At 70.4% G+C, this 24,648-nt stretch carries 21 protein-coding genes and 1 pseudogene; 8 read left to right on the forward strand and 14 right to left on the reverse strand.

All coding sequences use genetic code 11. The features are described from left to right. Nucleotides 1–309 precede the first annotated feature (309 nt). Complete coding sequence (locus CHC02_RS20825) at nt 310–1,320, reverse strand: AraC family transcriptional regulator (RefSeq protein ID WP_089393334.1); 1,011 nt, start codon at nt 1,318–1,320, stop codon at nt 310–312. A gap of 98 nt (nt 1,321–1,418) precedes the next feature. Here CHC02_RS20825 and CHC02_RS20830 point away from each other — a divergent pair, with 98 nt between their 5' ends. From CHC02_RS20830 to CHC02_RS20850, 5 genes are all read left to right on the forward strand, one after another. After that, nucleotides 1,419–3,002 (forward strand): GMC family oxidoreductase, encoded by a 1,584-nt coding sequence (locus CHC02_RS20830; protein WP_089393335.1) that lies wholly within the window; start codon nt 1,419–1,421, stop codon nt 3,000–3,002. Between the two features lie 138 nt (nt 3,003–3,140). Next, entirely contained in the window at nt 3,141–3,737 is a 597-nt protein-coding gene (locus CHC02_RS20835) for a paraquat-inducible protein A (RefSeq protein ID WP_089393336.1), read from the forward strand. Continuing rightward, nucleotides 3,734–4,381, forward strand: a complete 648-nt coding sequence (locus CHC02_RS20840; RefSeq protein WP_089393337.1) for a paraquat-inducible protein A — start codon at nt 3,734–3,736, stop codon at nt 4,379–4,381. Before CHC02_RS20835 ends, CHC02_RS20840 begins: the two co-directional genes overlap by 4 nt. Continuing rightward, nucleotides 4,362–5,999 carry a PqiB family protein gene (locus CHC02_RS20845; protein WP_089393338.1) on the forward strand — a complete coding sequence of 546 codons (1,638 nt, stop codon included), beginning with the start codon at nt 4,362–4,364 and terminating at the stop codon, nt 5,997–5,999. Before CHC02_RS20840 ends, CHC02_RS20845 begins: the two co-directional genes overlap by 20 nt. 27 nt (nt 6,000–6,026) lie before the next feature. After that, on the forward strand, nt 6,027–6,569 hold the full coding sequence (locus CHC02_RS20850) for a PqiC family protein (protein WP_089393339.1): 543 nt from the start codon (nt 6,027–6,029) through the stop codon (nt 6,567–6,569). A 458-nt stretch (nt 6,570–7,027) separates the two neighbouring features. Here the strand turns inward: CHC02_RS20850 and CHC02_RS20855 are convergent, their stop codons facing one another. Further along, the gene (locus CHC02_RS20855; RefSeq protein ID WP_089393340.1) at nt 7,028–7,987 is read right to left on the reverse strand and encodes an HlyD family secretion protein; all 960 of its coding nucleotides are present in this window, start codon (nt 7,985–7,987) and stop codon (nt 7,028–7,030) included. A 1-nt stretch (nt 7,988) separates the two neighbouring features. After that, nucleotides 7,989–8,333, reverse strand: coding sequence for a DUF3302 domain-containing protein (locus CHC02_RS20860; RefSeq protein WP_089393341.1), 345 nt, complete (start codon nt 8,331–8,333; stop codon nt 7,989–7,991). Nucleotides 8,334–8,642: 309 nt separating this feature from the next. Between CHC02_RS20860 and CHC02_RS20865 the strand changes: the two genes are divergently transcribed. Beyond that, nucleotides 8,643–10,616 carry a BCCT family transporter gene (locus CHC02_RS20865; protein ID WP_089393342.1) on the forward strand — a complete coding sequence of 658 codons (1,974 nt, stop codon included), beginning with the start codon at nt 8,643–8,645 and terminating at the stop codon, nt 10,614–10,616. Nucleotides 10,617–10,656: 40 nt separating this feature from the next. Here CHC02_RS20865 and norR read toward each other — a convergent pair whose 3' ends face one another. After that, nucleotides 10,657–12,222 (reverse strand): nitric oxide reductase transcriptional regulator NorR, encoded by a 1,566-nt coding sequence (gene norR, locus CHC02_RS20870; protein ID WP_089393343.1) that lies wholly within the window; start codon nt 12,220–12,222, stop codon nt 10,657–10,659. 99 nt (nt 12,223–12,321) lie between these two features. On the opposite strand from norR, the gene CHC02_RS30765 reads away from it, so the two are divergent. Both CHC02_RS30765 and CHC02_RS20875 read left to right on the forward strand, forming a co-directional pair. Continuing rightward, nucleotides 12,322–12,444, forward strand: coding sequence for a hypothetical protein (locus tag CHC02_RS30765; RefSeq protein ID WP_279615540.1), 123 nt, complete (start codon nt 12,322–12,324; stop codon nt 12,442–12,444). Next, nucleotides 12,437–14,713, forward strand: a complete 2,277-nt coding sequence (locus CHC02_RS20875) for a nitric-oxide reductase large subunit (protein ID WP_089393344.1) — start codon at nt 12,437–12,439, stop codon at nt 14,711–14,713. Before CHC02_RS30765 ends, CHC02_RS20875 begins: the two co-directional genes overlap by 8 nt. Nucleotides 14,714–15,104: 391 nt before the next feature. Here CHC02_RS20875 and CHC02_RS20880 read toward each other — a convergent pair whose 3' ends face one another. The 10 genes and pseudogenes from CHC02_RS20880 to CHC02_RS30010 form a co-directional block, all read right to left on the reverse strand. After that, the gene (locus CHC02_RS20880) at nt 15,105–15,752 is read right to left on the reverse strand and encodes a response regulator (RefSeq protein WP_089393345.1); all 648 of its coding nucleotides are present in this window, start codon (nt 15,750–15,752) and stop codon (nt 15,105–15,107) included. A 171-nt stretch (nt 15,753–15,923) separates the two neighbouring features. Next, a complete protein-coding gene (locus tag CHC02_RS20885) occupies nt 15,924–16,964 on the reverse strand; it encodes a protein-glutamate methylesterase/protein-glutamine glutaminase (RefSeq protein WP_089393346.1) in 1,041 nt (346 codons plus the stop codon). A gap of 13 nt (nt 16,965–16,977) precedes the next feature. After that, nucleotides 16,978–17,787, reverse strand: a complete 810-nt coding sequence (locus CHC02_RS20890) for a CheR family methyltransferase (RefSeq protein ID WP_089393347.1) — start codon at nt 17,785–17,787, stop codon at nt 16,978–16,980. Then, on the reverse strand, nt 17,787–18,284 hold the full coding sequence (locus CHC02_RS20895; protein ID WP_089393348.1) for a chemotaxis protein CheW: 498 nt from the start codon (nt 18,282–18,284) through the stop codon (nt 17,787–17,789). The genes CHC02_RS20890 and CHC02_RS20895 overlap by 1 nt, the downstream gene beginning before the upstream one ends. 11 nt (nt 18,285–18,295) lie before the next feature. Further along, nucleotides 18,296–19,933, reverse strand: coding sequence for a methyl-accepting chemotaxis protein (locus tag CHC02_RS20900; RefSeq protein ID WP_089393349.1), 1,638 nt, complete (start codon nt 19,931–19,933; stop codon nt 18,296–18,298). Further along, nucleotides 19,917–22,157, reverse strand: coding sequence for a chemotaxis protein CheA (locus CHC02_RS20905; protein WP_089393350.1), 2,241 nt, complete (start codon nt 22,155–22,157; stop codon nt 19,917–19,919). The genes CHC02_RS20900 and CHC02_RS20905 overlap by 17 nt, the downstream gene beginning before the upstream one ends. 4 nt (nt 22,158–22,161) lie before the next feature. After that, nucleotides 22,162–22,494 (reverse strand): STAS domain-containing protein, encoded by a 333-nt coding sequence (locus CHC02_RS20910; RefSeq protein ID WP_089393351.1) that lies wholly within the window; start codon nt 22,492–22,494, stop codon nt 22,162–22,164. Between the two features lies 1 nt (nt 22,495). Further along, a complete protein-coding gene (locus CHC02_RS20915) occupies nt 22,496–22,861 on the reverse strand; it encodes a response regulator (RefSeq protein ID WP_089393352.1) in 366 nt (121 codons plus the stop codon). A gap of 17 nt (nt 22,862–22,878) precedes the next feature. Next, entirely contained in the window at nt 22,879–23,970 is a 1,092-nt protein-coding gene (locus CHC02_RS30770; RefSeq protein WP_425262400.1) for a methyl-accepting chemotaxis protein, read from the reverse strand. A 584-nt stretch (nt 23,971–24,554) separates the two neighbouring features. Next, nucleotides 24,555–24,648 (reverse strand): annotated as a pseudogene (locus CHC02_RS30010) (phosphonoacetaldehyde hydrolase); the annotation flags it as partial.

A 24,648-nucleotide genomic window follows, 5' to 3' on the forward strand; every position in this document is an offset into this window, starting at 1 on the left:
GGTCGTGGCATGGGTGTATCGGCGTATAACCGCGAACGGTTATACGCCCTACGCCACGACCGAACCCGTAGGGCGCATAACGCCTCCGGCGTTATCCGCCGCTTGGCCTGGGCCCCAGGCGGCTTCGAGGTCGACCTAGGCGTGGGTTGTGGCACGGGTGTGTCGGCGTATAACCGCGAACGGTTATACGCCCCACGCCACGGCCGAACCCCGTAGGGCGCATAACGCCTCCGGCGTTATCCGCCGTTTGGCCTGGACCCCAGGCGGCTTCGAGGCCGACCTTGGCGTGGGACGTGGCCGGGGGGGTATCTACGCGCGCGGCGCCAGCAACTGGCGGCGGCGCGCGCCGGGGGTGAGGTCGAACCAGCGCCGGCAGGCGCGGTTGAACACCGCCTGTTCGCTGTAGCCGAGCATGTTGGCGATCTGCGCCAGGGGGATGTCCCGCGCCGCCAGGTAGGTTTGCGCGCGCTCGCGGCGGACGCTGTCGACCACCTCGTCGAAGGTCAGCCCCAGTTCGCCCAGGCGGCGCTGCAGGGTGCGCTCGTGCAGGCCCATCTGCTCGGCCACCAGCGGCAGGCGGCAGCGCTGGGTGGGCAGCATGCGCGTGACCCAGCGCCGCACCAGCTCGCCCAGGTCGGCACCTTCCTGTTCGAACTGGCTGAGGTACTGCACCAGGGTGCGGTGCAGCGCCGGGTCCTGCTGCTCGATGCGCTGGTCGAGCTGGGCGCGGGTCAGCAGCATGGCGTAGCCGGCCTGGCCGCTGCGCACCTCGGTATGGAAGTAGCGCCGGTAGCGCAGCAGCGGCACCGGGCTCGCGCCGTGCAGCTCCACCGCCTGGGCCTTGAAGCCGGGGCCGCAGAGCAGCCTCATGGTGTTGTGCGCCACGCCCATGGCCAGCTCGGCCATCTGCCGCTGCTGCGTCACCCCGGGGATGCGCAGGGCGATGCACAGGCGCGGGGCCTGGCCGGGCGCCTGGTCGAGCTCCAGCTGGATGCCCGGGCTGTGGTAGCCGATGAACCGCACCACGTCGCCCAGGGCATGGGCCACGGTCACCGAATGGCGGGCGATGGCGGCGATGGGGCCGAGCACGTGCAGGTTCTGGTGCTCGGCCATGCGCAGGCCGAAGTCCGGGCAGCCCAGTTCGGCGGCGGTGTATTCCAGCAGCTCCACCAGCGAGCGGAAGGGCACCCGGGCGTCCTCGTCGTCGAGCAACTGCGGCTTGATGCGGAAGCGCCGCAGGTACGCGGCCGGGTCCTGGCCGTGCTGGGCGACCAGCTCGCGGAAGCCGGTGAAGGAGGTGGTGCGGATGAAAGGTTCCATGTCGTGAAGAATCAATTATCTGTCATCAAAGATCAATCAATCGGACGATGGCCAGCGAAGAATCCGAGGCGTTCCCTTCCCACTCACCGGAGCACCTCATGGAATTCGACTACATCATCGTTGGCGCCGGCTCGTCCGGTTGCGTGCTGGCCAACCGCCTGAGCGCCGACCCCGGCGTTTCCGTGTGCCTGCTCGAGGCGGGGCCGGAGGACCGTTCGCCGCTGGTGCACGCGCCGGCCGGCATCGCCGCCATCCTGCCCACGCACCACGTCAACTGGGCCTTCGATACCGTGCCCCAGCCCGGCCTGGGCGGGCGCGTCGGCTACCAGCCGCGGGGCAAGGTGCTCGGCGGCAGCAGCTCGATCAACGGCATGATCTACATCCGCGGCCACCACAGCGACTTCGACGACTGGGCGGCCCTGGGCAACCCCGGCTGGTCCTTCGCCGAGGTGCTGCCGTACTTCCGCAAGAGCGAGCGCCACCACGGCGGCGGCTGCGAGTACCACGGCGGCCAGGGCGAGCTGTACGTCGGCCGGGTGAACGCCCACGTGGCCTCCCATGCCTTCATCGAGGCCGGGCTGCACGCCGGCCATCGCTACAACGAGGATTTCAACGGCGCCGAGCAGGAAGGCGTGGGCCACTACGAGGTGACCATCCGCGACGGCCGCCGCTGGAGCGCCGCCACCGCCTTCCTCAAGCCGATCCGCAAGGCGCGCGGCAACCTCAGGGTGCTGACCGGCGCCCGCGCCGAGCGCATCCTGCTGCAGGGCAAGCAGGCCTGCGGCGTGCGGGTGACGCACAAGGGCCAGCACCTGGAGCTGAAGGCGCGCCGCGAGGTGCTGCTCAGCGCCGGGGTGTTCGGCAGCCCGCAACTGCTGCTGCTCTCGGGCATCGGCCCGGAGGCCGAGCTGAAACCCCATGGCATCCGCGTGCAGCACGAGCTGCCCGGCGTGGGGCAGAACCTGCGCGACCACCCGGACGTGGTGCTCTGCTACCGCAGCCACGACACCTCGCTGCCGGGCTACTCGGTGCGCGGCGGCGCGCGCATGGGCGCGGCCCTGGCGCAGTACCTGGCCAGCCACAGCGGCCCGCTGGCGAGCAACTTCGCCGAGGCCGGCGCCTTCCTGCGCACCGGCCCCGAGCAGAGCCGCCCGGACGTGCAGCTGCATTCGGTGGTGAGCCTGCTGGACAACCACAACCGCACCCTGCACTGGGGCCACGGCTTCAGCTGCCACGTCTGCGTGCTGCGGCCCAAGAGCGCCGGCAGCCTGGGCCTGCAGTCCGCCGACCCGGCCGCGGCGCCGCGCATCGACCCGAACATCCTCGGCCACGACGACGACGTGCAGACGCTGCTCAAGGGCTACCGCATGGCGCGGGAAATCTGCGAGCAGCGGCCCATGGCGCGCTTCGGCCTGAAGGACCTGTACAGCGCCGGCCTGCACAGCGACGAGCAACTGGTGGAGGTGCTGCGCCGCCGCACCGACACCATCTACCACCCGGTGGGCACCTGCCGCATGGGCCCCGACGAAGACGCGGTGGTGGACAGCCGCCTGAAGGTCCGCGGCATCGAGGGCCTGCGCGTGGTCGACGCGTCGATCATGCCGACCCTGGTGGGCGGCAACACCAACGCCGCGGCGATCATGATCGCCGAGCGCGCGGCGGGGTGGATCGGCGGCGCCTGAGACGGCGGGCCGGCTGTCGTGCAAAGAGCAGGGTGCGGCGGCCGCGCCGCCATCTTCGGCTAGGCTTGCCAGGCATGGTCGGGCGCGCCGTCATTCGCGCGGCGCCCCGGCCCCGGTTCCCACTGCCCAGAGCCCCGCATGCCCCAGGCCCGCGACCTGATCATCTGCGAATACTGCGACGCCGTGTATGAGCGCGCGCCGCTGCAACGCCACCAGCGCGCATTGTGCGTGCGTTGTGGCGGCGTGCTGCAGCGGCACAGCGCGCTGACGGTGCAGCAGCGCCTGGCGCTGAGCCTGACCGGCGCCGTGCTGCTGGCCTTCGCCAACGCCTACCCGGTGATGACCATCAGCATGAAGGGCCTGAGCAACTCGGCGACGCTCTGGGACTCGGTGCTGATCCTCAGCAGCGGCAGCATCACCTTCATCGCCCTGGTGCTGGCCCTGGCCATCATCATCGCCCCGGCGCTGCAGGTGGCGCTGCTCACCTGGGTGCTGGGCTTCGCCCTGGGCGGCCGCCGCGCGCCGGCCTTCGCCCCGTGCATGCGCGCCCTGGAGGGGCTGCGGCCATGGAGCATGCTGGAGGTGTGCCTGCTCGGCGCCCTGGTGGCGGTGATCAAGCTGGCCGGGCTGCTGGAGGTGATCCCCGGCATCGGCCTGGTGGCCCTGGCGGCGCTGAGCGTGCTGCTGATCGCCATCGCCGGGCGCGACATCCGCGACCTCTGGGAGCAGGTATGAGCACGCCGCCACTGGCCCCGCAGCTGAACCTGTGCCTGTGCCACGGCTGCGGCCACACCTGCGACCTGGGCCGCAACGCCCATGAGTGCGAACGCTGCGGCGCGCCGCTGCACGCGCGCAAGGCCGACGCCATCAACCGCGGCTGGGCCTACCTGGTGGCGGCGCTGGTGTTCTACGTGCCGGCCAACCTGCTGCCGGTGATGCGCACCGAGATGCTCGGCCAGGGCGTGGACAGCACCATCGGCGGCGGCGTGCTGGAGTTCTGGGAGGCGGGCGCCTGGGACATCGCGCTGATCATCTTCATCGCCAGCATCGGCGTGCCGGCGATCAAGTTCGGCTCCCTCGGCCTGCTGCTGTTCACCGCCCAGCGCCACAGCGCCTGGGCGCGCCGGCAGCGCTCGCAGCTGTACCGCTTCGTCGAGCTGATCGGCTACTGGTCGATGCTCGACGTGATGGTGGTGGCGCTGGTGGCGGCGCTGGTGCAGATGCGCGGGCTGGGCACCATCGAGCCGCGCCCGGGCATCCTCTTCTTCGGCCTGGTGGTGGTACTCACCATGCTTTCGGCGATGAGTTTCGACCCTCGCCTGATCTGGGACGACGATCCGCACAAGGGGGACCGAATCGATGGCGCAGGACACACATGACCCGGCCCCGCCGGGGCGGGCCGAGGTGCGCACGCGGCGCTGGAACCTGTCGCTGGTCTGGATAGTGCCGATCATCGCGCTGCTGGTGGGCGCCTCGCTGGTGGTGCGCAACTGGATGCAGCAGGGGCCGGTGATCTCCATTTCCTTCGCCACCGGCGAGGGGCTGGAAGCGCACAAGACCCAGGTCAAGTACCGCAGCGTGGTGATAGGCGAGGTGACCTCGGTGGAGCTGGCCAGGGACCGCAAGGGCGTCGTCACCACGGTGCAGCTGTCCAAGGACGCCGAGTCCTTCGCCAGCCGCGGCGCCAAGTTCTGGGTGGTGCGGCCGCGCATCGGCGCCGGCGGCGTGTCGGGGGTGGACACCCTGCTGTCAGGGGCCTTCATCGGCGCCGACGCCGGCGAGGCCAGCGCCCCGGAGAAGAACTTCACCGGCCTGGAGTCGCCGCCGCCGATCACCTATGGCGAGAAGGGCAAGCGCTTCACGCTCAGCGCCGACGACCTGGGCTCGCTGGACATCGGCTCGTCGATCTACTACCGGCGCATCCCGGTGGGGCAGGTGGTGTCCTACGCCTTGCGCGAGGACGGCAAGGGCGTGGACATCGGCGTGTTCGTCAATGCGCCCTACGACGCCTTCGTCACCCAGGACACGCGCTTCTGGAACGCCAGCGGGGTGGATGTATCGGTGGATGCCAACGGCCTGAAGGTCAACACCGAGTCGCTGTCCTCGCTGCTGATGGGCGGCCTGGCCTTCGGCACCCCGCCGTTCGCCGCCAATGCGGCGCCGGCGGCCGACCAGCAGAGCTTCCGCCTGTTCGCCGATCGCGACAGCGCCCTGGCCCCGCCCAGCGGCATCGCGCAGCACCTGCGCTTTCGCTTCGACCAGTCGATGCGCGGCCTGTCGGTGGGCGCGCCGGTGGAGTTCATGGGCGTGGCCTTCGGCAAGGTCACCTCGGTGCAGCTGGACTACGACGAGGTGAAGCAGAGCTTCCCGGTGATGGTCGAGGCCGTGGTCTACCCGGCGCGCCTCGGCCCGGTGCACGAGAAGATGCTCAAGGCCTTCGGCCAGTCGCCCGGCGAGGAGGCGGCCCGGCGCCTGATCGGCACCTTCGTCGAGCACGGCCTGCGCGCCCAGGCCCGCAGCGGCAACCTGATCACCGGGCAGATGTACATCTCCCTGGACTTCTACCCCGACGCCAGGAAGGTGGGCTTCGACGCCGCGGCCCAGCCGTTCGTCATCCCCACCGTGCCCGGCAACCTGGACAAGCTGCAGGAACAGTTGCAGGAGGTGGTGGAGCGCATCCGCAAGCTGCCGCTGGAGCACATCGCCAACAACCTGGACGGCAGCCTGCGCGAGCTGCAGAAAAGCCTGAAGCAGTTCAACGCCCAGACCCTGCCCGGGGTGAAGGGCACCCTCGACGAGGTGCGCAAGACGCTGCAGACGGCCAACGCCGCGCTGGCGGAGGACTCGCCGCAGCGCCAGAAGCTGGGCGACACCCTGGAGGAACTGGACCGCATGTCGCGCTCGCTGCGCGACCTCTCGGACTACCTCGGCCGGCACCCCGAATCGCTGATCCGCGGGCGCCCGAAGGCCGCGGGCGTCGACGACCTGCAGCCCTGACAGGGCCATGCCAAAGGAGTGAACGAGATGCCCAAGCTGCCGAAGCTGCTCATGGCCGGGCTGCTGCCGTTGTTCTGGGGCTGCAGCAGCGCGCCCATCCACTACCACACGCTGGTGCCCGCGCAACCGGGGCAGGGCGCGGCGAGCGGGGTGCGCGTGGAACGCGTGAGCCTGCCGCCGCAGGTGGACCGCTCGCAGATCGTGGTGCGCCAGGGCGGCAGCGGCCTGGCCATCCTGGAAACCGAATGGTGGGGCGCCAACCTGGTGGACGAGTTCCACAACGCCCTGCAGGACCAGCTGGGCGGCCCGCCCGGCGCCGCGCCCAGGGCGGTGCTGCGGGTGGAGGTGCAGCGCTTCGACTCGGTGCCGGGGCGCTACGCGCTGCTGGACGCCACCTGGCGCCTGAAACGCGCGGGCGGCCAGGGCGAACTGAGCTGCCACACCACGGTGCAGACGCCGGCGCAGAACAGCGTGGAAAGCCTGGTCAGCGCGCACCAGGCCAACCTGCACCAACTGGCCACAGCCATCGCCCAGACCGCGGCCGGCCAGGGGCGTTGCCCGGCGCCGTAGGGTTCATCCGCGATAGCGGTGCCCGGGATCGGCAGATCGCGGACGGAGTCCGCTCCTGCGGGGGAATGCCATGCCTCACGGATATCCGCCATTGCCCGGGCACCGGCGTTCCGGCCGGCGGCGGATAACCGCGAACGGTCATGCGCCCTACGCGTCCGCGCCTCCCTGCCCGTAGGGCGGATAACGCCTACGGCGTTATCCGCCATTGCCCGGGCACCGGCGTTCCGGCCGGCGGCGGATAACCGCGAACGGTCATGCGCCCTACGCGTCCGCGCCTCCCTGCCCGTAGGGCGGATAACGCCTACGGCGTTATCCGCCATTGCCCGAGCACCGGCGTTCCGGCCGGCGGCGGATAACCGCGAACGGTTATGCGCCCTACGCGTCCGTACCACCCGGCAACCTGTAGGAGCGGACTCTGTCCGCGATTTCGCGCGCAGGGCGCGCTCCTGCATGGGGCGTCAGTGGAAGGGATAGATGTAGTTCAACCAGGACGCCATGCGCAGCAGGATCTTGCGCATCACCGCCAGCTCGTGGGCGTGCTCGCTGTACACCGCGGCCTGGCCGAAGGCGCCGCCGGGCAGGGTGGCGCGGTATTGCTCGAAGGCCGGGTCGGTGATGTCGAGAAGCACCGGCACGCGCCCCGGCGGCGGCGAGCCGCTGAAGCTGATCAGGTTGCCGCCGGGCTGGATCTGGCCTTCGCCGATCACCGGCAGCACGCGCCGCACCTTGGCCTGGAACACCTGGCCGGGCAGGCCGTCGAAGGCGATCTCGGCGGCGTCGCCGGCGTTCAGGCGCAGCTGGCTGTTCTGCCGCATCCAGGCCACGTAGAAGTAGTCCTCGTTGGGAATGAAGACCATCGACGGCCGGGTGGCGAAGCGCGTGGCGCGCACGCCGGGACGCAGGATCAGCTGGGACACGATGCCGTCGGCCGGGGCGTGCACCGTGGTGCTTTCCAGGTCGTAGCGGGCGCCGATCAGCTGCGCCTCGATGGCGTTGACCTGGGCGGTGGCCTGGTCGAGGTCGCGGCGGTTGCCGACGTTGCGCTGCACCAGGGTGGAGGCGCGGTAGAGGTCGGCCTTGGCCGACACCAGCTGGGCCTCCAGTGCCTTGACCTTGCTCTGGAAGGGCGTCGGGTCCAGGCGGAACAGCACGTCGCCTTTCTTCACCGCGCGGTCGCGCTCCACCGGCACCTCGATCACCTGGCCGCTGACGTTGGGAGAGATGGGCGTGCTGATGAAGTAGCTGCGGGCCACCTCGGAGTAGGGGTGGTTGTAGTTCATGAAGAACACCAGGCAGCCCACCAGGACCACGCCGCCGAGGGCGGCGGTGGGCACGGTCCACTTGTTCCTGGGAATGCGGAACAGCTTGAAGACGGCGACGCAGAGGGCGGCGTAGGTCAGCAGGAGCAACGTTTCCATCTCAGTGGCTCCCTTCGTCGTGGGGCGCATGGGGCGCGGCGAGGGTGCGCTTGAGTTCCACCAGCTCGGCCTTCAGCTCGGCCAGCTCGCGCTCGGTGGCCGGCGCGTTCGGGTTGCCCATGCCCCAGCCGCGGTCTTCGCGGTAGAGCGTCGCCCAGATCCACAGCAGCGGCCAGATGACGTGCAGGGTGAACAGGCTCACCCAGCCGGCCACGTGGATGGAGTCCTGGTGCGGGTGGTTGCGTTCCTTGGCGATCTCGTAGGGGATGTCGTGGAGGGCGATGATGCCGTAGAAGAGAATCAGGGCGACGGCGATGAGGATTCCTAGGGCCACGTAGTTCAGCATGGGCGTTCTGTTCCTTGAGCGGTGCCGGCGGGGGCGCTGCCTTTGAATCTAGTTTCGATTCGCGCTGGCGCAAAGCCGGGCCGGCGATGGGCGGGCGGGAGCGGGATGCTCATTTGGCGACAGCGGCCATGGGCGAAGGGCTGCCCGGCGGGCGGGGAGGGCCCGCGCCATGCGTCTTGCCCGCCGCGGCGACACTGTAGCAACGCCGTGCCTCGAATTATTACGAGATGCCGATGAGCTACCCTTGCAGGCGAACGCAGGTTCAGGGCGCCACCGGCGCCTTCGCTTCACAAGGAGAAACCGTCCCCGATGTCCGACCCTTCCAAACCAAGGAGCACGCTCAACCCCCCGGTCTTCTACAGCAGCGCACTGCTCATCGTGCTGCTGGTGGTCTACGCGGTGGCCTTCCAGGACCAGGCGCAGGCCCGCTTCGACCGCATCCAGCAATGGATCGTCGGCAACGCCAGCTGGTTCTACATCCTGGCGGTGGCGCTGGTGCTCATCTGCGTGGTGTTCCTGGCCATCAGCCGCTACGGCGACATCAAGCTGGGGCCCGACCACAGCGAGCCCGAGTACCGCAACGGCAGCTGGTTCGCCATGCTGTTCTCCGCCGGCATGGGCATCGGCCTGATGTTCTTCGGCGTCGCCGAGCCGGTCATGCACTTCACCACGCCGCCGGTGGGCGAGGCGGGCACCGTGGCCGCCGCGCGCGAGGCGATGAAGATCACCTTCTTCCACTGGGGCCTGCACGCCTGGGCGATCTACGCCATCGTCGGGCTGATCCTGGCCTACTTCAGCTTCCGCAAGGGCCTGCCGCTGACGCTGCGCTCGGCGCTCTACCCGCTGATCGGCGAACGCATCCACGGCCCCATCGGCCATGCCGTGGACGTGTTCGCCATCCTCGGCACCGTGTTCGGCGTGGCCACTTCCCTGGGCTACGGCGTGCTGCAGATCAACAGCGGCTTCCACCACGTGTTCGGCCTGCCGGTGAACGCCACCGTGCAGGTCATCCTGATCGCCGCCACCTGTGCCCTGGCGACCCTCTCGGTGGCCAGCGGCCTGGACCGCGGCATCCGCATCCTCTCCGAGCTGAACCTGGGCCTGGCGGTGCTGCTGATGCTCTTCGTGCTGCTGCTGGGGCCCACGGTCTTCCTGCTGCAGGCCTACGTGCAGAACACCGGCGCCTACCTCTCGGAGATCGTCAACAAGACCTTCAACCTCTACGCCTACCAGCCCACCGACTGGATCGGCGGCTGGACCTTGCTGTACTGGGGCTGGTGGTTGTCCTGGTCGCCCTTCGTCGGCCTGTTCATCGCGCGCATCTCCCGCGGGCGGACCATCCGCCAGTTCGTCTGCGGCGTGCTCTTCGTGCCGGCCGGCTTTACCCTGCTATGGATGACGGTGTTCGGCGACTCGGCGCTGCACATGATCCTCAACGAAGGGGTGACCGACCTGGCGACGGTGGTCGGCCAGGACAGCTCCCTGGCGCTGTTCGCCTTCCTCGAGCACTTCCCGTTGTCCCGCGTGGTGTCGCTGGTGGCGGTGCTGATGGTGGTGGTGTTCTTCGTCACCTCCGCCGACTCCGGCGCGCTGGTGGTGGACATGCTGGCCTCGTCCGGGCACGACCACTCGCCGCTGTGGCAGCGCATCTTCTGGTCGGTGAGCATCGGCGTGGTGGCGGTGGCGCTGCTGCTGGCCAACGGCCTGAAGGCGCTGCAGACGGCGACCATCGCCAGCGCGCTGCCGTTCGCCATCATCCTCCTGGCGTCGATCTGGGGCCTGTTCAAGGCGCTGCACCTGGACGCCACCCGCCGCGGCCTGCGCCACCAGGCGCTGCCCTCGCCACGCCATGCGCCCCACGCGCAGGGCGGCTGGCAGCGGCGCCTGCGCAACATCGCCATGCGCCCGCGGCGGGCCCACGTGGCGCGCTTCATCACCGAGGTGGTGCGCCCGGCCTGCGAGCAGGTGGCCGGCGAGCTGCGCAAGCAGGGCTACGAGGTGGCGGTGGAGGAGCGCGACGACGGCCGCGTGAGCCTGGCGCTGGACCACGCCGGCGAAGGTCGCTTCCTCTACGAGGTGCGCCCGCGGGCCTTCGCCCAGCCCAGCTTCGTGGTGCAGGACAGCGACGAGGGCAACGACGCCCGCAAGTACTTCCGCGCCGAGGTGCACCTGCGCGAGGGCGGCCAGGACTACGACATCATGGGCTGGAGCCGCGAGGACGTGATCGGCGACATCCTCGACCAGTACGAACGCCACCTGCACTACCTGCACCTGGTGCGCTGAAGCCCCGCTGCGAGCGGCCCGCGGGCCGCTCGCGAGGCGCTCAGCGCAGGTCGAGGCGGCGCGCCAGCTTGCGCAGGTTGCTCGGGTCCATCTTCAGCGCGCGGGCGGCGGCGGCCCACTTGCCGTCGTGGCGTTGCAGGGCGCGCTGCAGCAGGTGGCGCTGGAAGTCGTCGACCGCCTCCTGCAGGGAACGGGCGTCCTCGGCCGCGGGGGCGCTGGCCGCTCTGGCGTCATCGGCCGCCGGCAGGTCCAGGCCGAGCCCCGCGGCGTCTATGCTCAGCAGCTCGCGGCGGGAGCCGGCCAGGCTCAGGGCCTTGAGCGCCGCGCGGCTGATGAGGTGTTCCAGCTCGCGCACGTTCCCCGGCCAGGCGTAGTCCAGCAGGGCCTGCTCGGCGTCCGGCGCCAGGCGCAGGCAGCGCAGGCCCAGGCGGGTGCGGTTGAGTTCGAGGAAGTGCCCGGCCAGCACCAGCACGTCCTGGCCGCGCTCGCGCAGCGGCGGGATGTGCACCGGGTACACCGACAGCCGGTGGTAGAGGTCGGCGCGGAAGCGCCCGCCGCGCACCTCGTCGGCCAGGTGGCGGTTGGTGGCGGCGATGATGCGCACGTCGACGTGCCGGGGCCGGTCCGCCCCCAGGCGCTGGATCTCGCCGCCCTGCAGGGCGCGCAGCAGCTTGGCCTGGATCGACAGCGGCAGCTCGCCGATCTCGTCGAGGAACAGCGTGCCGCCGTTGGCCGCCTCGAAGCGGCCCTGGCGGTCCTGGGCGGCGCCGGAGAAGGCGCCGCGCACGTGGCCGAACAGCTCGCTTTCGGCGAGGGTTTCCGGCAGCGCCGCGCAGTTCACGTACACCAGCGGCTTGCGCGAGCGCGGCGAGCTGGCGTGCAGGGCGCGGGCGAACAGTTCCTTGCCGACGCCGGTCTCGCCCTGCAGCAGCACCGGCAGCTCGGAGTCGGCGACTATCTTCAGCTCGTCCAGCAGCCGGTGCAGCACCGGGCTTTCGCCGAGGATGCCGGCGCCGGGCTCCAGGGCGGGCTCGGCCAGGGCGCTGCGGGTCAGGCGCAGGCGGCGCACTTCGCTTTCCAGGCGGCCGACGCGCACGGCGGCCTCGATCAGCGGCGCGCAGTGCTCCAGGCGCCGGACCAGGACCGGCGAGAAGCTGCCGGGGCGCAGGGCGTCCAGGGTCAGCACGCCCCAGGGGCGGCCCTCCAGGTAGAGGCTCATGCCCATGCAGTCGTGCACCGGCAGGGGCTTGTCGGGGCTGTCCTGGAGCAGGCCGTCGTAAGGGTCGGGCAGCTCGCTGTCGGCGCTGAACTGCAGCGGCTCGCGCCGTTCGAGGATGCGCGCCAGGCGTGGGTGGCTGGCCACGGCGAAGCGCCGGCCGAGCACTTCGCGGTCCAGGCCCACGGCGGCCTGGGGCTGCAGGCTGTCACCGTCCAGCTGCAGCAGCACCACGGCGCTGCAGGCGAACTCGTCGCGCAGCGCCGCCACCAGCCGTTGCAGGCGCACGGCGATGGGCAGGTCGTCGGCCAAGTCCGCCAGGAGGGTATCCTGCAGTGGGGTATTTTTTACCTTTTCGAGGTCATTAAAACCCTTTCCGGGCGAAGTCATTTTGACTCTTGAATTTCGCAAGTTATTGATCCTGAGCGGTTTATGAGATGGCACAGCGCTTGCGATAGCGCAAGCAGTGCCTGACCAAGGAGCCATCCCATGCACGTCCCGCTCAGCAACATCCCAGGCCATCGCGCCTACGTCAAATCCGCCGGCGCCCAGCGCTGCCCGGTCCGTCCCGCCACCTGCCCGGTCGCCGGCGAGGAGAGCCACCATGGGTGAATACCGCAAGCTCTGGTGGGCGCTGATCGCCGTGCTCGGCGTCACCTTCTGCATCCTCGGCTGGTTCGGCCGCGAGGTCTACCGCCAGGCCCCGCCGATTCCCGAGCAGGTGCGCAGCGAGACCGGCGAGACGCTGTTCGGCGGCAACGACATCCTCGACGGCCAGACCGCCTGGCAGAGCGTGGGCGGCATGCAGCTCGGCTCCATCTGGGGCCACGGCGCCTACCAGGCCCCGGACTGGACCGCGGACTGGCTGCACCGCGAGCTGAGCGCCTGGCTCGACATCGGCGCCCACCAGCGCTACGGCAAGGCCTTCGCTGAACTGGACGGCGACCAGCAGGCCGTGCTGCTCGCGCAGCTGAAGCGCGAGTACCGCGGCAACCGCGCCGAGAATGGCGTGCTGACCCTGAGCGCCCGCCGCGTCGAGGCCATCCGCCACACCGCCGACTACTACATCGCGCTGTTCGGCGACGACCCGGCGCTGCAGCACAGCCGCAAGAGCTTCGCCATGAAGGAGGGCACCCTGCCGGACCTCGAACGGCGCCAGGAGCTGACGCACTTCTTCTTCTGGACCGCCTGGGCCGCCGCCACCGAGCGCCCTGGCTCGGCGGCCACCTACACCAACAACTGGCCCCACGAGCCGCTGATCGGCAACCAGCCGACCGCCGAGAACGTCATGTGGTCCATCGTCAGCGTGGTGCTGCTGATCGCCGGCGTCGGCTTCCTGGTCTGGGCCTGGGCCTTCCTGCGCGGGCATGACGAGGAAGAGCCCGAGCCGCCGCTGCAGGACCCGCTCAGCCTGGTGGCGCTCACCCCGTCGCAGCGGGCGCTGGGCAAGTACCTGCTGCTGGTGGTCGGGCTGTTCGGCTTCCAGGTGCTGCTGGGCGGCGCCACCGCGCACTACACGGTGGAGGGGCAGGACTTCTATGGCATCCCGCTGTCGCAGTGGTTCCCCTATTCGCTGCTGCGCACCTGGCACATCCAGAGCGCGCTGTTCTGGATCGCCACGGGCTTCCTCGCCGCGGGGCTGTTCCTGGCGCCGGTCATCAACGGCGGCAAGGACCCGAAATACCAGAAGCTCGGCGTCGACGTGCTGTTCTGGGCGCTGGTCGTGGTGGTGGCCGGCTCGTTCATCGGCAACTACCTGGCCATCGCCCAGCTGATGCCGCCGCAGTGGAACTTCTGGCTGGGCCACCAGGGCTACGAGTACGTCGACCTGGGGCGCCTGTGGCAGATCGGCAAGTTCCTCGGCATCGCCTTCTGGCTGCTGCTGATGCTGCGCGGCATCCTGCCGGCCTTCGGCAAGCCGGGCGACAAGAACCTGCTGGCGCTGCTGTCGGCCTCGGTGATCGCCATCGGCCTGTTCTACGGCGCGGGCCTGGCCTACGGCGAGCGCACCAACCTGTCGGTGATGGAGTACTGGCGCTGGTGGGTGGTGCACCTGTGGGTGGAGGGTTTCTTCGAGGTCTTCGCCACCACCGCGCTGGCCTTCATCTTCTCCAGCATGGGCCTGGTGTCCGGCCGCGCCGCCACCACCGCCAGCCTGGCCTCGGCCTCGCTGTTCATGCTCGGCGGCGTGCCCGGCACCTTCCACCACCTGTACTTCGCCGGCACCACCACGCCGGTGATGGCAGTGGGCGCCACCTTCAGCGCCCTGGAAGTGGTGCCGCTGGTGGTGCTGGGCTACGAGGCCTGGGAGAACTGGCGCCTGAAGAATCGCGCGGCCTGGATGCAGCGGGTGAAATGGCCGCTGGCCTGCTTTGTCGCCGTGGCCTTCTGGAACATGCTCGGCGCCGGCGTCTTCGGCTTCATGATCAACCCGCCGGTGGCGCTGTACTACATCCAGGGCCTGAACACCACGCCGACCCACGCCCACGCCGCGCTGTTCGGTGTCTACGGCTTCCTCGCCCTGGGCTTCACCCTGCTGGTGCTGCGCTACATCCGCCCGCAGCTGCACTTCAACGAGCGGCTGATGAAGACCGCCTTCTGGTGCCTCAACGGCGGCCTGGTGCTGATGCTCGCCACCAGCCTGCTGCCCATCGGCATCATCCAGTTCCACGCCAGTGCCAGCGTCGGCCTGTGGTATGCACGCAGCGAGGAGTTCATGCAGCAACCGCTGCTGCAGACCCTGCGCTGGGTGCGCACCTTCGGCGACCTGGTGTTCATCGTCGGCGCCCTGTCCATGGCCTGGCAGGTGGTGACCGGCGTGCTTTCACCCCGTGACCGGGCCGTGGATGTCTACGCGGAAGGAGGTGTGCAGGAGAGCTGAGAACCTGACTGGAATCTGCATTGGTAGCTACGGCCCGCCCGCAAGGTGGGCCGTATGCTTTCGTGGCGGGAGGGGCTCTGTGCAGGATGGGGTGAGCCTTGGTGAAACCCATGCGCCAGGGCGATGGGTATCGCCCCGCTCAACCCATCCTGCGACGGCGTTCCTCCTCCACCTTGTAGGAGCGGGCCCTGCCCGCGATTTCGCGCGCAGGGCGCGCTCCTACAGGTGGGACAGCGGTGGCGGTGTGGGACTCCGTCCGCGATTGCCGGGACCACCGGCGCGGATCGCGGACAAGATCCGCTCCGCCCCTTCCAACCCGTAGGGTACCGATGCTCCGGCCAACGGCGGATAACGCCGTAGGCGTTATGCGCCCTACGGGTCAGGCAGCGGCTCAGTCGTCGGGGTCCACCAGGCCCTGGCGCACCGCATAGAGCACCAGGTTCGGCACGTCGTGGATGCGCAGGCGGCGCATGATCTGGGCGCGGTGCGCCTCCACCGTCTTCACGCTCAGGCCCAGGCCCTGGGCGATGGCGCGGGTGGAGGCGCCGCGGCTGATCAGGCGGAGGATCTCGATCTGCCGCTGGGTCAGCTCCGGGTCGTTGGCCGCCGGTTTCTGCCGGGCCAGGGCCTGGGCGATGACCGGGGCGGCGATGGCCGAGCTGAGGTAGCGCTGGCCACGCCCCACGGCGCGCAGGGCCATGTGCAGTTCGTTGACCGCGGCATCCTTGAGCAGGTAGCCCTGGGCGCCGCGCTCCAGGGCCGCGAGCACCACCTCGGCATCGGTGTGCATCGACAGCATCAGCACCCGCGAGGCCGGCGCCACGCTGCCCAGCTCGCACAGGGCGTCCAGGCCGCTGGAGCCCTCCATGGTCACGTCCAGCAGGATGATGTCCGGGTGCAGTGTGCGGGCCAGCTCCACCGTCTGCCGGCCGTTCTCCGCTTCGCCGATGATTTCGTAGCCTTCCAGGCTGGCGACCATGGCGCGCACGCCGAAGCGGATCAGCGCATGGTCGTCGGCCAGCAGCAGGCGGCAGCTCATGGCTGCGCGACATGCCCACGAGCGCACGCCGGGCACTGGGCAGTCGACCGTTGTGGGTTCATTGCGACAAGCTCCTGTATCCAGGTTCCATGGCCGCGCGCAACGGCCTTTCCTTCAGGACAGAGCCTTTTTTCCGACCAAGGTTCGGCCCGTTCGCGCGGACGGTTCGCTTCATTCGTCATCGAGTGCGAATTGAAGGATAGCCCTTGGCAGGTTCGCCAGGCTCTCGCTGGCCTGGGCGGCGCCCAGCCGCAGGGCCTCGCGGGGCATGCCGAAGACCACGCAGCTGGCCTCGTCCTGGGCCAGGGTGCGGGCGCCGGCCTTGCGCATCTCCAGCAGGCCGCGGGCGCCGTCGTCGCCCATGCCGGTCATGATCACGCCCAGGGCGCTGGGCCCGGCGTAGCGCGCCAACGAGCGGAACAGCACGTCCACCGAGGGTTTGTGGCGGTTGACCGGCGGGCCGTCGAGCACCTCGACGAAATACTGCGCGCCGCTGCGCTTGAGCTGCATGTGCCGCCCGCCCGGCGCCACCAGGGCCAGGCCCGGGCGCAGCCGGTCCAGGTGGCGCGCCTCGCGCACCTCGATGCGGCACAGGCCGTCCAGGCGCTGGGCGAAGGCGGCGGTGAACTTCTCGGGCATGTGCTGGACGATGACGATGCCCGGGCAGTCCGCCGGCAGCTGGCGCAGCACCTGCTCCAGCGCCTGGGTGCCGCCGGTGGAGGTGCCCAGGGCCACCACCCGCTCGCCAGCGGGCCGGCCGCCGTGTGCGGGCCCCGGCACTGCCGCTGCCGCCGGGCGCGCCGGCATGGCCCGCGGGTGGCTGCGGGCGGCCGCCTCGATCTGCCGGATGAGTTCGCCGGCCATCTGCTGCAGGCTCTCGCGCAGGCCCACCCGGGCCTTGGCGAATACACCCACGGCGCCGGCCGCCAGGGCCTCCAGGGTGACGGCGGCGCCGGCCTGGGTGAGGGTGGAGCAGATGATCGCCGGCGTCGGCCGCTCGGCCATGAGGCGGCGCAGGAAGGTGATGCCGTCCATGCGCGGCATCTCCACGTCCAGCACCAGCACGTCCGGCCATTGCTGGCGCATCTTCTCCAGGGCGAACAGCGGGTCGGCCGCCTGGCCGATGACCTGGATGCCCGGGTGGCTGTCCAGGCAGGCCGTGAGCACCTGGCGCACCAGCGCCGAGTCGTCGACGATGAAGACCTTGATCACGGCCGCTCCCCCCTCATCGCAGGCGCTCGAAGACCGAGGGGCGCAGCGCCCGCAGCGGCAGGCCCAGGCCGTACAGGCTCTCGGCGTGGCCGATGAACAGCAGCCCGCCCGTCGCCAGGCGCTGCAGCAGGCGGGCGACGATGTCGCGCTTTTCCTCGGCGCCGAAGTAGATCAGCACGTTGCGCAGGAAGATGACGTCGAAGGGGCCGACGTCCGCCGGCAACTCGCGGGCCAGGTTCAGCTCGGCGAAGGTCACCCGCTCGCGCAGGTGCGCGCCGATGCGGAAGTGCCCGGCGCTTTCGCCGATGCCCCGCTGGCAGTGGCGTTCGAGCCAGCCCCGCGGCAGGTGGGCGGCCTGTTCCATCGGGTAGATGGCGCGCCGGGCCTTCTCCAGCACCCGCAGGCTGAGGTCGGTGGCCAGGATGGACCAGTCCGCCAGGCCGCGTTCGGCGAGGGTCATGGCCATGCTGAAGGCTTCCTGCCCCGAGGAGGCGGCCGCGCTCCACAGCCGCAGCGGGCGCCGCCGGCGCGCCGCCCAGTCGCCGAGCGCCTCGAAGTGCGTCGGCTCGCGGAAGAAGAAGGTCTCGTTGGTGGTGAGCAGGTCCACCACCAGGCGCCGCTCGGTGGCCTCGGCCGGCTGCGCCAGCAGGCGCAGGTAGGCGCCGTAGTCGGGCTGCCCGCGGGCGCGCAGGCGGCACATCAGGCGGCCGGCCATCAGGGTGCGCTTCTGCTCGCCCATGCGGATGCCCGAGGCCTGCTGCATCAGGCGCTGCAGGCGGCGGAAGTCCTCGTCGCCCAGCCGCGGCAGGTTGCGGGTGGGCATCAGCCGGCCTGCGCGGCCAGGCCGAGCTGGCGGATGTCGTCCAGCGACAGCGCGCGGCGCACGTCGAGGACGATGGTGAAGCCCGCCTCGTCGCGCGCCATGCCGGCGATGAACTCGGTGCGGATGCCGGCGCCGAACGGCGGCGCCGGCTCGATGCTGGCGGCCTCGATGTCCAGCACCGCGTCCACGGCGTCCACCACCAGCCCGGTGCGCTGCTGGGTGTCGCCCAGGTCGAGCTCGATGATGACGATGCAGGTGCGCTTGTTCGGCACGCTGCGCGGCATGCCGAAGCGGGCGGCGAGGTCCAGCACCGGCACCACGTTGCCGCGCAGGTTGATCACGCCGTGGATGAAGCCGGGCATCATCGGCACCGCGGTGACCTGGCCGTACTCGATGATCTCGCGCACCAACTCGATGGGCAGCGCGTAGCGCGCCTGGCGCACGCGGAACGACAGGTGCTGTACCGCGCCGGGCGCGGCGGCCTGCAGGTTGTCCATGCTCGCCTCCCTCAGTCGAAGCTGACGAACTGGCCTTCGTCCAGCCGCGCGGCGGCCGGCTTGCGCGGCGCCCGCTGGGGCTCGCGCACGGGGCTGGCGAGCATGCCGCGGTGCGGCGCGCGGGCGCTGGCCTGCTCGTCGAGGCGGAAGTAGCCGATCAGCTCCAGCAACTGGCTGGCCTGGGCGTTCATTTCCTCGGCGGTGGCGGCCAGCTCCTCGGAGGCCGAGGCGTTCTGCTGGGTGATCTGGTTCATCTGGCCCATGGCGATGTTGATCTGCCCGGCCGCGGCGCTCTGCTCCTGGGAGGCGGCGGTGATTTCCTGGACCAGGTCCGAGGTCTTCTGGATGTTGGGCACTATCTCGTCCAGCAGGTGGCCGGCCTGTTCGGCCAGTTGCACGCTGCTGCCGGCCACTCCGCCGATCTCCTGCGCGGCCACCTGGCTGCGTTCGGCCAGCTTGCGCACCTCGGCGGCCACCACCGCGAAGCCCTTGCCGTGGTCGCCGGCGCGGGCGGCCTCGATGGCGGCGTTCAGCGCCAGCAGGTTGGTCTGGTAGGCGATGTCGTCGATGATGCCGATCTTGTCGGCGATCTGCTTCATGGCCTGGACCATCTCGCGCACCGCGCGGCCGCCCTCGACCGCGTCGCTCGCGGCCTTGCCGGCGATGCCGTCGGTGACCTGCGCGCTCTCGGTGTTCTGCGCGATGGACGCGGACATCTGTTCCACCGAGGCGGTGGTTTCCTCGACGCTGGCGGCCTGTTCGGTGGCCGCCTGGCTGAGGGACTGGGAGGTGGCGCTGACTTCCTCGGAGGCCGAGGACAGGGCGTCGGCGGCGCCGCGCACGTCACCCATGACGTTGCGCAGGCGCTCGGCCAGGTGCGCCATGGAGCCCAGCAGGCGGCCGGTCTCGTCGGCGCTGTCGACCTCCACGCGCACGCCCAGGTCGCCCTCGGCGAGGCTGTTGGCCACGCCCACGGCGCGGTTGAGCGGGCGCACGATGCTGCGGGTGACCAGGATGCCGATGAGGAAGCCCAGGCCGGCGGCCACCAGCACCAGCACGATCATCTGCAGGCGCGAGGCGAGGTAGATGTCGGTGATGGTGTCGTTGGCCTGGCGGGCGCGCAGTTTCTTCTGCTCCACCAGCGTGCTCATGTTGTCGTCGGCGGCGTTGCTCAGCTGGCGCAGCTTCGGCAGCAGGGCGGAGGCCTCGGTGCCCTGGGCGAACTGGCCGCTGGCCTTGTTCAGTTCGAGGATGTGCAGGGCGGTCTTCTCGTACTCCGCCAGCTGCTGGTCCAGCTGCGCCAGGCGCGCCCTGGACTCGTCGCTGATGAAGCTGGGGCGGGCCGCCTCGAGGTTGTCGTGCAGCACCTTGATGGCCTGGGGCACCTGGGCCATGGCGGCGTCGCGCTCCTCGGCGGCGGAGGCCAGCAGGGCGCTGCGCAGGTGGCGGCCGATGTACACCAGGTTGAGGTTGGCCATCTGCATGGCGTCCAGCGCGAGCATCTCGCGGTTGTACATCTGGTCGGAGAGGTCGTTGACCTTGCTCAGGTTGAAGATGCCCAGCGCGCCCACCGCGGTGGTCAGCGCCACCACCAGGGCGAAGCCGGCGATCAGGCGGATGCCGATCCTGAGGTTACGGATGAATTTCATGGGGTGTCTCCTGCGCACCGGCTGCGTGCGGGTGTCTGTGGCTCTGCTGTGGATCGTCGTCCACGGAGGGTTGCGATGGGCGCTCGTCGAGGCTGGCGAAGAGCGTGGCGATGTCGAGGATCAGGGCGACCTGGCCGGAGCCGAGGATGGTCGAGCCGGCGATGCCCTGCAGGTGCTGGAACAGCGGACCGAGCGGCTTGATCACCGTCTGCAGCTCGCCGTGCAGGTGGTCGACGACGAGCCCGGCCTGCCGGCGCCCGTGGCTGACCACCACTATGTTGCGGCGCTTGCCGGCGCTGCCCGGCAGGCCGAAGTGCGCGGCCAGGTCGATGCACGGCAGCGGCCGGCCGCGCAGGTCGATGTAGCCGCGGGCGCCGTCGCCTGCGTGCGGCGGCAGCTCCATGCACTCGGTCACCAGGCCCAGCGGCACCACGAACTGCTCTTCGCCCAGGCTCACCTGGAAGCCGTCGATGATCGCCAGGGTCAGCGGCAGGCGGATGCGGAAGGTGCTGCCGCGGCCGGGCTGCGAGTCGATCTCGATGCTGCCGCGCAGCGCCTCGATGGCGCTGCGCACCACGTCCATGCCCACGCCGCGGCCGGAAAGGTCCGAGACGCTGTCGGCGGTGGAGAAGCCGGCGGCGAAGATCAGCCGCTGCAGCTCCTGTTCGCCCGGGGCCGCGCCGGCCTCGAGCAGGCCCCGCTCGATGGCCTTGGCACGGATGCGCCGAGTGTCCAGGCCGCGCCCGTCGTCGCTGACCTCGATGACCACGGTGCCCGATTCGTGGAAGGCGTTCAGGCGCAGCAGGCCCTCGGCCGGCTTGCCGGCGGCCAGGCGCTGCTCGGCCGCTTCGATGCCGTGGTCCATGGCGTTGCGCACCAGGTGGGTGAGCGGGTCGGCGAGCTTGTCGATCACCGACTTGTCCAGCTCGGTGTCGGCGCCATGGATCTCCAGGCGGATGCGCTTGCCCAGCTGCTGGCTGACGTCGCGCACCACGCGGTGGAAGCGCGCGAAGGTCTCGCCGATCTCGACCATGCGCAGCTTCAGCGCCGCCTCGCGGATCAGCTCCACGTGGCGGTTGACCGTCTGCGCGCTTTCGCTGCAGGCGCTGTCGCCGCCGGCTCGGGCGTGCAACTGGGCGGCGGCCGCGCTGATGACCAGCTCGCCCACCAGGTTGATCAGCTCGTCGAGCTTGTGCGCGGCGACGCGGATCAGGCTGCTTTCCGGGGCGCGCTCGCGGGCCTTCTGCTGCTGCGCCAGGGCGGCGTTCACCGCCTGCGCCGGCACCAGCCCCTGGTCCACCAGCACGCTGCCCAGGGCGGGCTTGAGTGCGTCGCTGTGCTGTGCCTGCAGGGCCAGGCCGCGGGCCAGGTCCTGTTCGTCGAGCAGGCCGCTGGCCACCAGGATGGCGCCGATGCGCTCGTCGGCTTCGGGCAGTTCGCGCATCAGCGCCAGGTAGTCGTCCGCCTGGCTGCCCGGCGGCAGGATGCGCAGGGTGCAGAAGTCGCGGATGAATTCGAAGGCTTCCTCGATGGCGGCCCGTTCCGCCGAGCTGCACAGGGCGATCTCGAGGCCGAGGTAGCAGCGTTCGGCGTCTAGCTCTTCCAGGGCCGGCACGGCGTCGTCGATCAGGTGCAGGCAGAGCACCTCGCCCAGGCGGCCGAGGTAGCGCACGAAGGTGGCCGGGTCGAAGCCGTTGCGCAGCAGCTCGCCGTCGAAGCGCAGCGAGAGGTGCCAGGCGCCTTGCGCCTCGCAGCTGGCGCAGGCGTCCAGGCGGCCGCGGGCCGGGCAGTCGACGGCCTGGGCGGGGATCAGCTCGGGCGCGCTGCCGGCCTGCGCGGCCAGGGCGTCGAGCAGCTCGCGCTGGTGCGCCGCGTCCACCGGCAGCTCGCCGGTGGCCGGGTCGATCAGGGCGACCATCGAGGTGATCTCGTCCAGGCAGCGCAGCATCAGCGAGACCAGGTCGGCGCTGAGCGCGCGCTCGCCGTCGCGCACGGCCATCAGCAGGTTTTCCAGGTGATGGGTGAAGTTCACCAGCGGCAGCAGCGAGAACAGCCCGGCCGAGCCCTTGAGGGTGTGCATGGCGCGGAACAGCCGGGTGATGGCCTCGCCGTCGGACGGGTTGCGGTCCAGTTCCAGCAGGCATTCCTCGGCCTGTCGCGCCAGGTCGCGGGCCTCTTCGATGAAACCGCGCAGCAGTTCGCTCCATTGTTCGCCGTCGAGCATGGCATCAGGCCTCGGGCTGGGCCGCCGCGGCGGCGTAGGGCAGGGCGGCGTGCAGCCGCAGCAGGTCGACCAGCTCGCGCACCGCCTCGCTGGGCGCGTGCAGCGCCAGCACGGCGCCGTGGCGCTGCAGTTGCGCGCGCAGCGACAGCAGCAGCTGCACGCCAGCGGTGTCGATCTCGTCGATGCGGGACAGGTCCAGCGGCCATTGCCCGGCCACTTCCAGGCGGGCGCCGGCCACCGCCTCGCGCAGGGCGGCGCAGGCCTGGCCCACCTCGTAGATGGTCAGGCTGCCGGCCAGCGCCAGGGGCCGGCCGGGCTCGTCGCACAGGTGCAGCATCTCAGCCCACCAGCCGGTCCACGGCGGCCAGCAACTGGGCCGGCTGGAACGGCTTGACGATCCAGGCGCGGGCGCCGGCGGCCTGGCCTTCGGCCTTCTTGCCCTGTTCGCTCTCGGTGGTGAGCATGACGATGGGCGTGAAGCGGTATTCGGCGCGGGCCTTCAGCGCCTTGACCAGGCCGATGCCGTCGAGATTGGGCATGTTCAGGTCGCTGATGACCAGGTGCACCTTCTGGCCGCCGAGCTTGGCCAGGGCGTCGCGGCCGTCGACGGCCTCGATGACCTGGTGCCCGGCGCCGGCGAGGGTCATCTTCACCAGTTGGCGCATGGACGTGGAGTCGTCGACGATGAGTATGGTCTTGGCCATGTTGGGCTCCGGGGCGATCAGAAGAAGGTGACGTCCGAGGCGGCGCCGCGGCTCGCCGGGCGGGCGCTGCGTTCCTCGTCGGTGGTGAACTGCCGGCGCATCTCGCCGAGCCAGCGCTGTGGCTGGGCGAGGGCCGCGTCGCCGCTGGCGACGGCCTGGTGCAGGCGGCCGATGTCGCCCTGCAGGTGGTCGAGGATCTGGTCGCTGCGGTCCTGGAACTGCAGGCCGACGATGATTTCCTGGATGTCCGCCTGGGTGACGCGGGTGTCCTGCTGCAGCTCGGCGGCACTGGCGGTGAGCGCCGCCAGGTTGCGCGAGAGGTTCTGCAGGATGTCGGCGGCGACGCCGTCCAGGTAGTCGAGGTTGTCTTCCTCGCGGCTGGACAGCTCCTGCGCCGCGGTGACGGTGGCGTGGATGGCCTGGTTGATCTCGCCGACCTTCTCGACCATGCGCTGGCCGGTGTCGGCCGAGAGCTTCGACAGCTTGCGCACCTCGTCGGCCACCACCGAGAAGCCGCGCCCGTATTCCCCGGCGCGGGCGGCCTCGATGGCGGCGTTGAGGGCCAGCAGGTTGGTCTGGCTGGCGATGTCCTGCACGTGCTTGGACATGCCCTGCAGTTCGCTGGCGTAGCCGCTGAGGTTGCCGATGGTGCCCAGCAGCTCGTTCTTGCGCACGCTGGCGGCGTGGAAGGCCTCGGTGACCTCGTGCAGGCGCTGCTGGGCCTGGCGCAGGTCGTGGCCCAGGCCCTCGCCGCCGGTGACGCTTTCGGAGCGGGCGAGGGTCTGCTGCAGGCGCTCGGCCAGGGCGGCGAAGCGCGAGAACAGCTCGCCGACGTTGCCGGCCAGCAGCTTGCGCACCTGCTCCAGGTTCTGCTGCCAGGCCGGCAGCACGGCGTGCAGCAGGGGCTGGCAGTCGACGGCGGCAGGCGCCTCGGCGGCGGTGGCGGCGGGCTCGGCCGGCAGCGCCGCGCGCGGGCGCAGCGCAAGGCCGGCGGCACCGGCCACGGCCAACCCGGCCGCAGCCACCCACGGCTGGGCGAAACCCAGGCCGGCGAGGCCCAGGGCGATTCCTGTCCAGAAGATCGAGTAGGCGAACACGGCGGCGCTCACGCAAGGGGGGATATGGCTGCGAACGATAGTGCCGGCGGGGCTGCGCGAAAATCGGGGAAACCCCTATGCGCCCCTAGGGGGTGGTGGGGGGAGGGTGTAGGGGCTGTCCGCCGTCGTCCGTGCCGCCGGGGGCGTCCGGCGTGGGCGGTGAGTCCAATCGCGGACTCTGTCCGCGATTTGGCGGATAACGCGGTAGGCGTTATGCGCCCTACGGAGAGGCCGGGAGCTTCGTGGTTCCACACGCATCACACCGAACGGTTGTGGTGGTTAGGGAGGGGGAGCGGAGTCAAGGTTTGGTAGAGGTGCGTGGGCGAAGTCCGCCCCTTTCTCTGAAGGAAGAGGGGGCTGTCCCGAGCAGGCGGATAACGCAGCGTCAGCCGGCAAGTTCGTAGGGCGAATAACCGTTCGCGGTTATCCGCCGTTGGCCGTGCCACCGGGGGTGTCCGGCGTGGGCGGTGAATCCAATCGCGGACGGAGTCCGCTCCTACGCCCGTGCTTCCTGGAACTGTAGGAGCGGACTTTGTCCGCGATCACTGTACAAGGCAAAGACCCGCCGAAGCGGGCCTTTGCCTTTAGCGGCGAACTCAGAAGCTCTGCGGCATCTCCCCGCGCGCCAGGCGGGCGTTGATGTCGGCCACCACCGCCGGCAGCTCGGCGATGGTGTCGATCAGGTAGTGC

It is taken from the genome of Pseudomonas delhiensis, from assembly GCF_900187975.1.
Taxonomy (GTDB): Bacteria; Pseudomonadota; Gammaproteobacteria; order Pseudomonadales; family Pseudomonadaceae; genus Pseudomonas; species Pseudomonas delhiensis.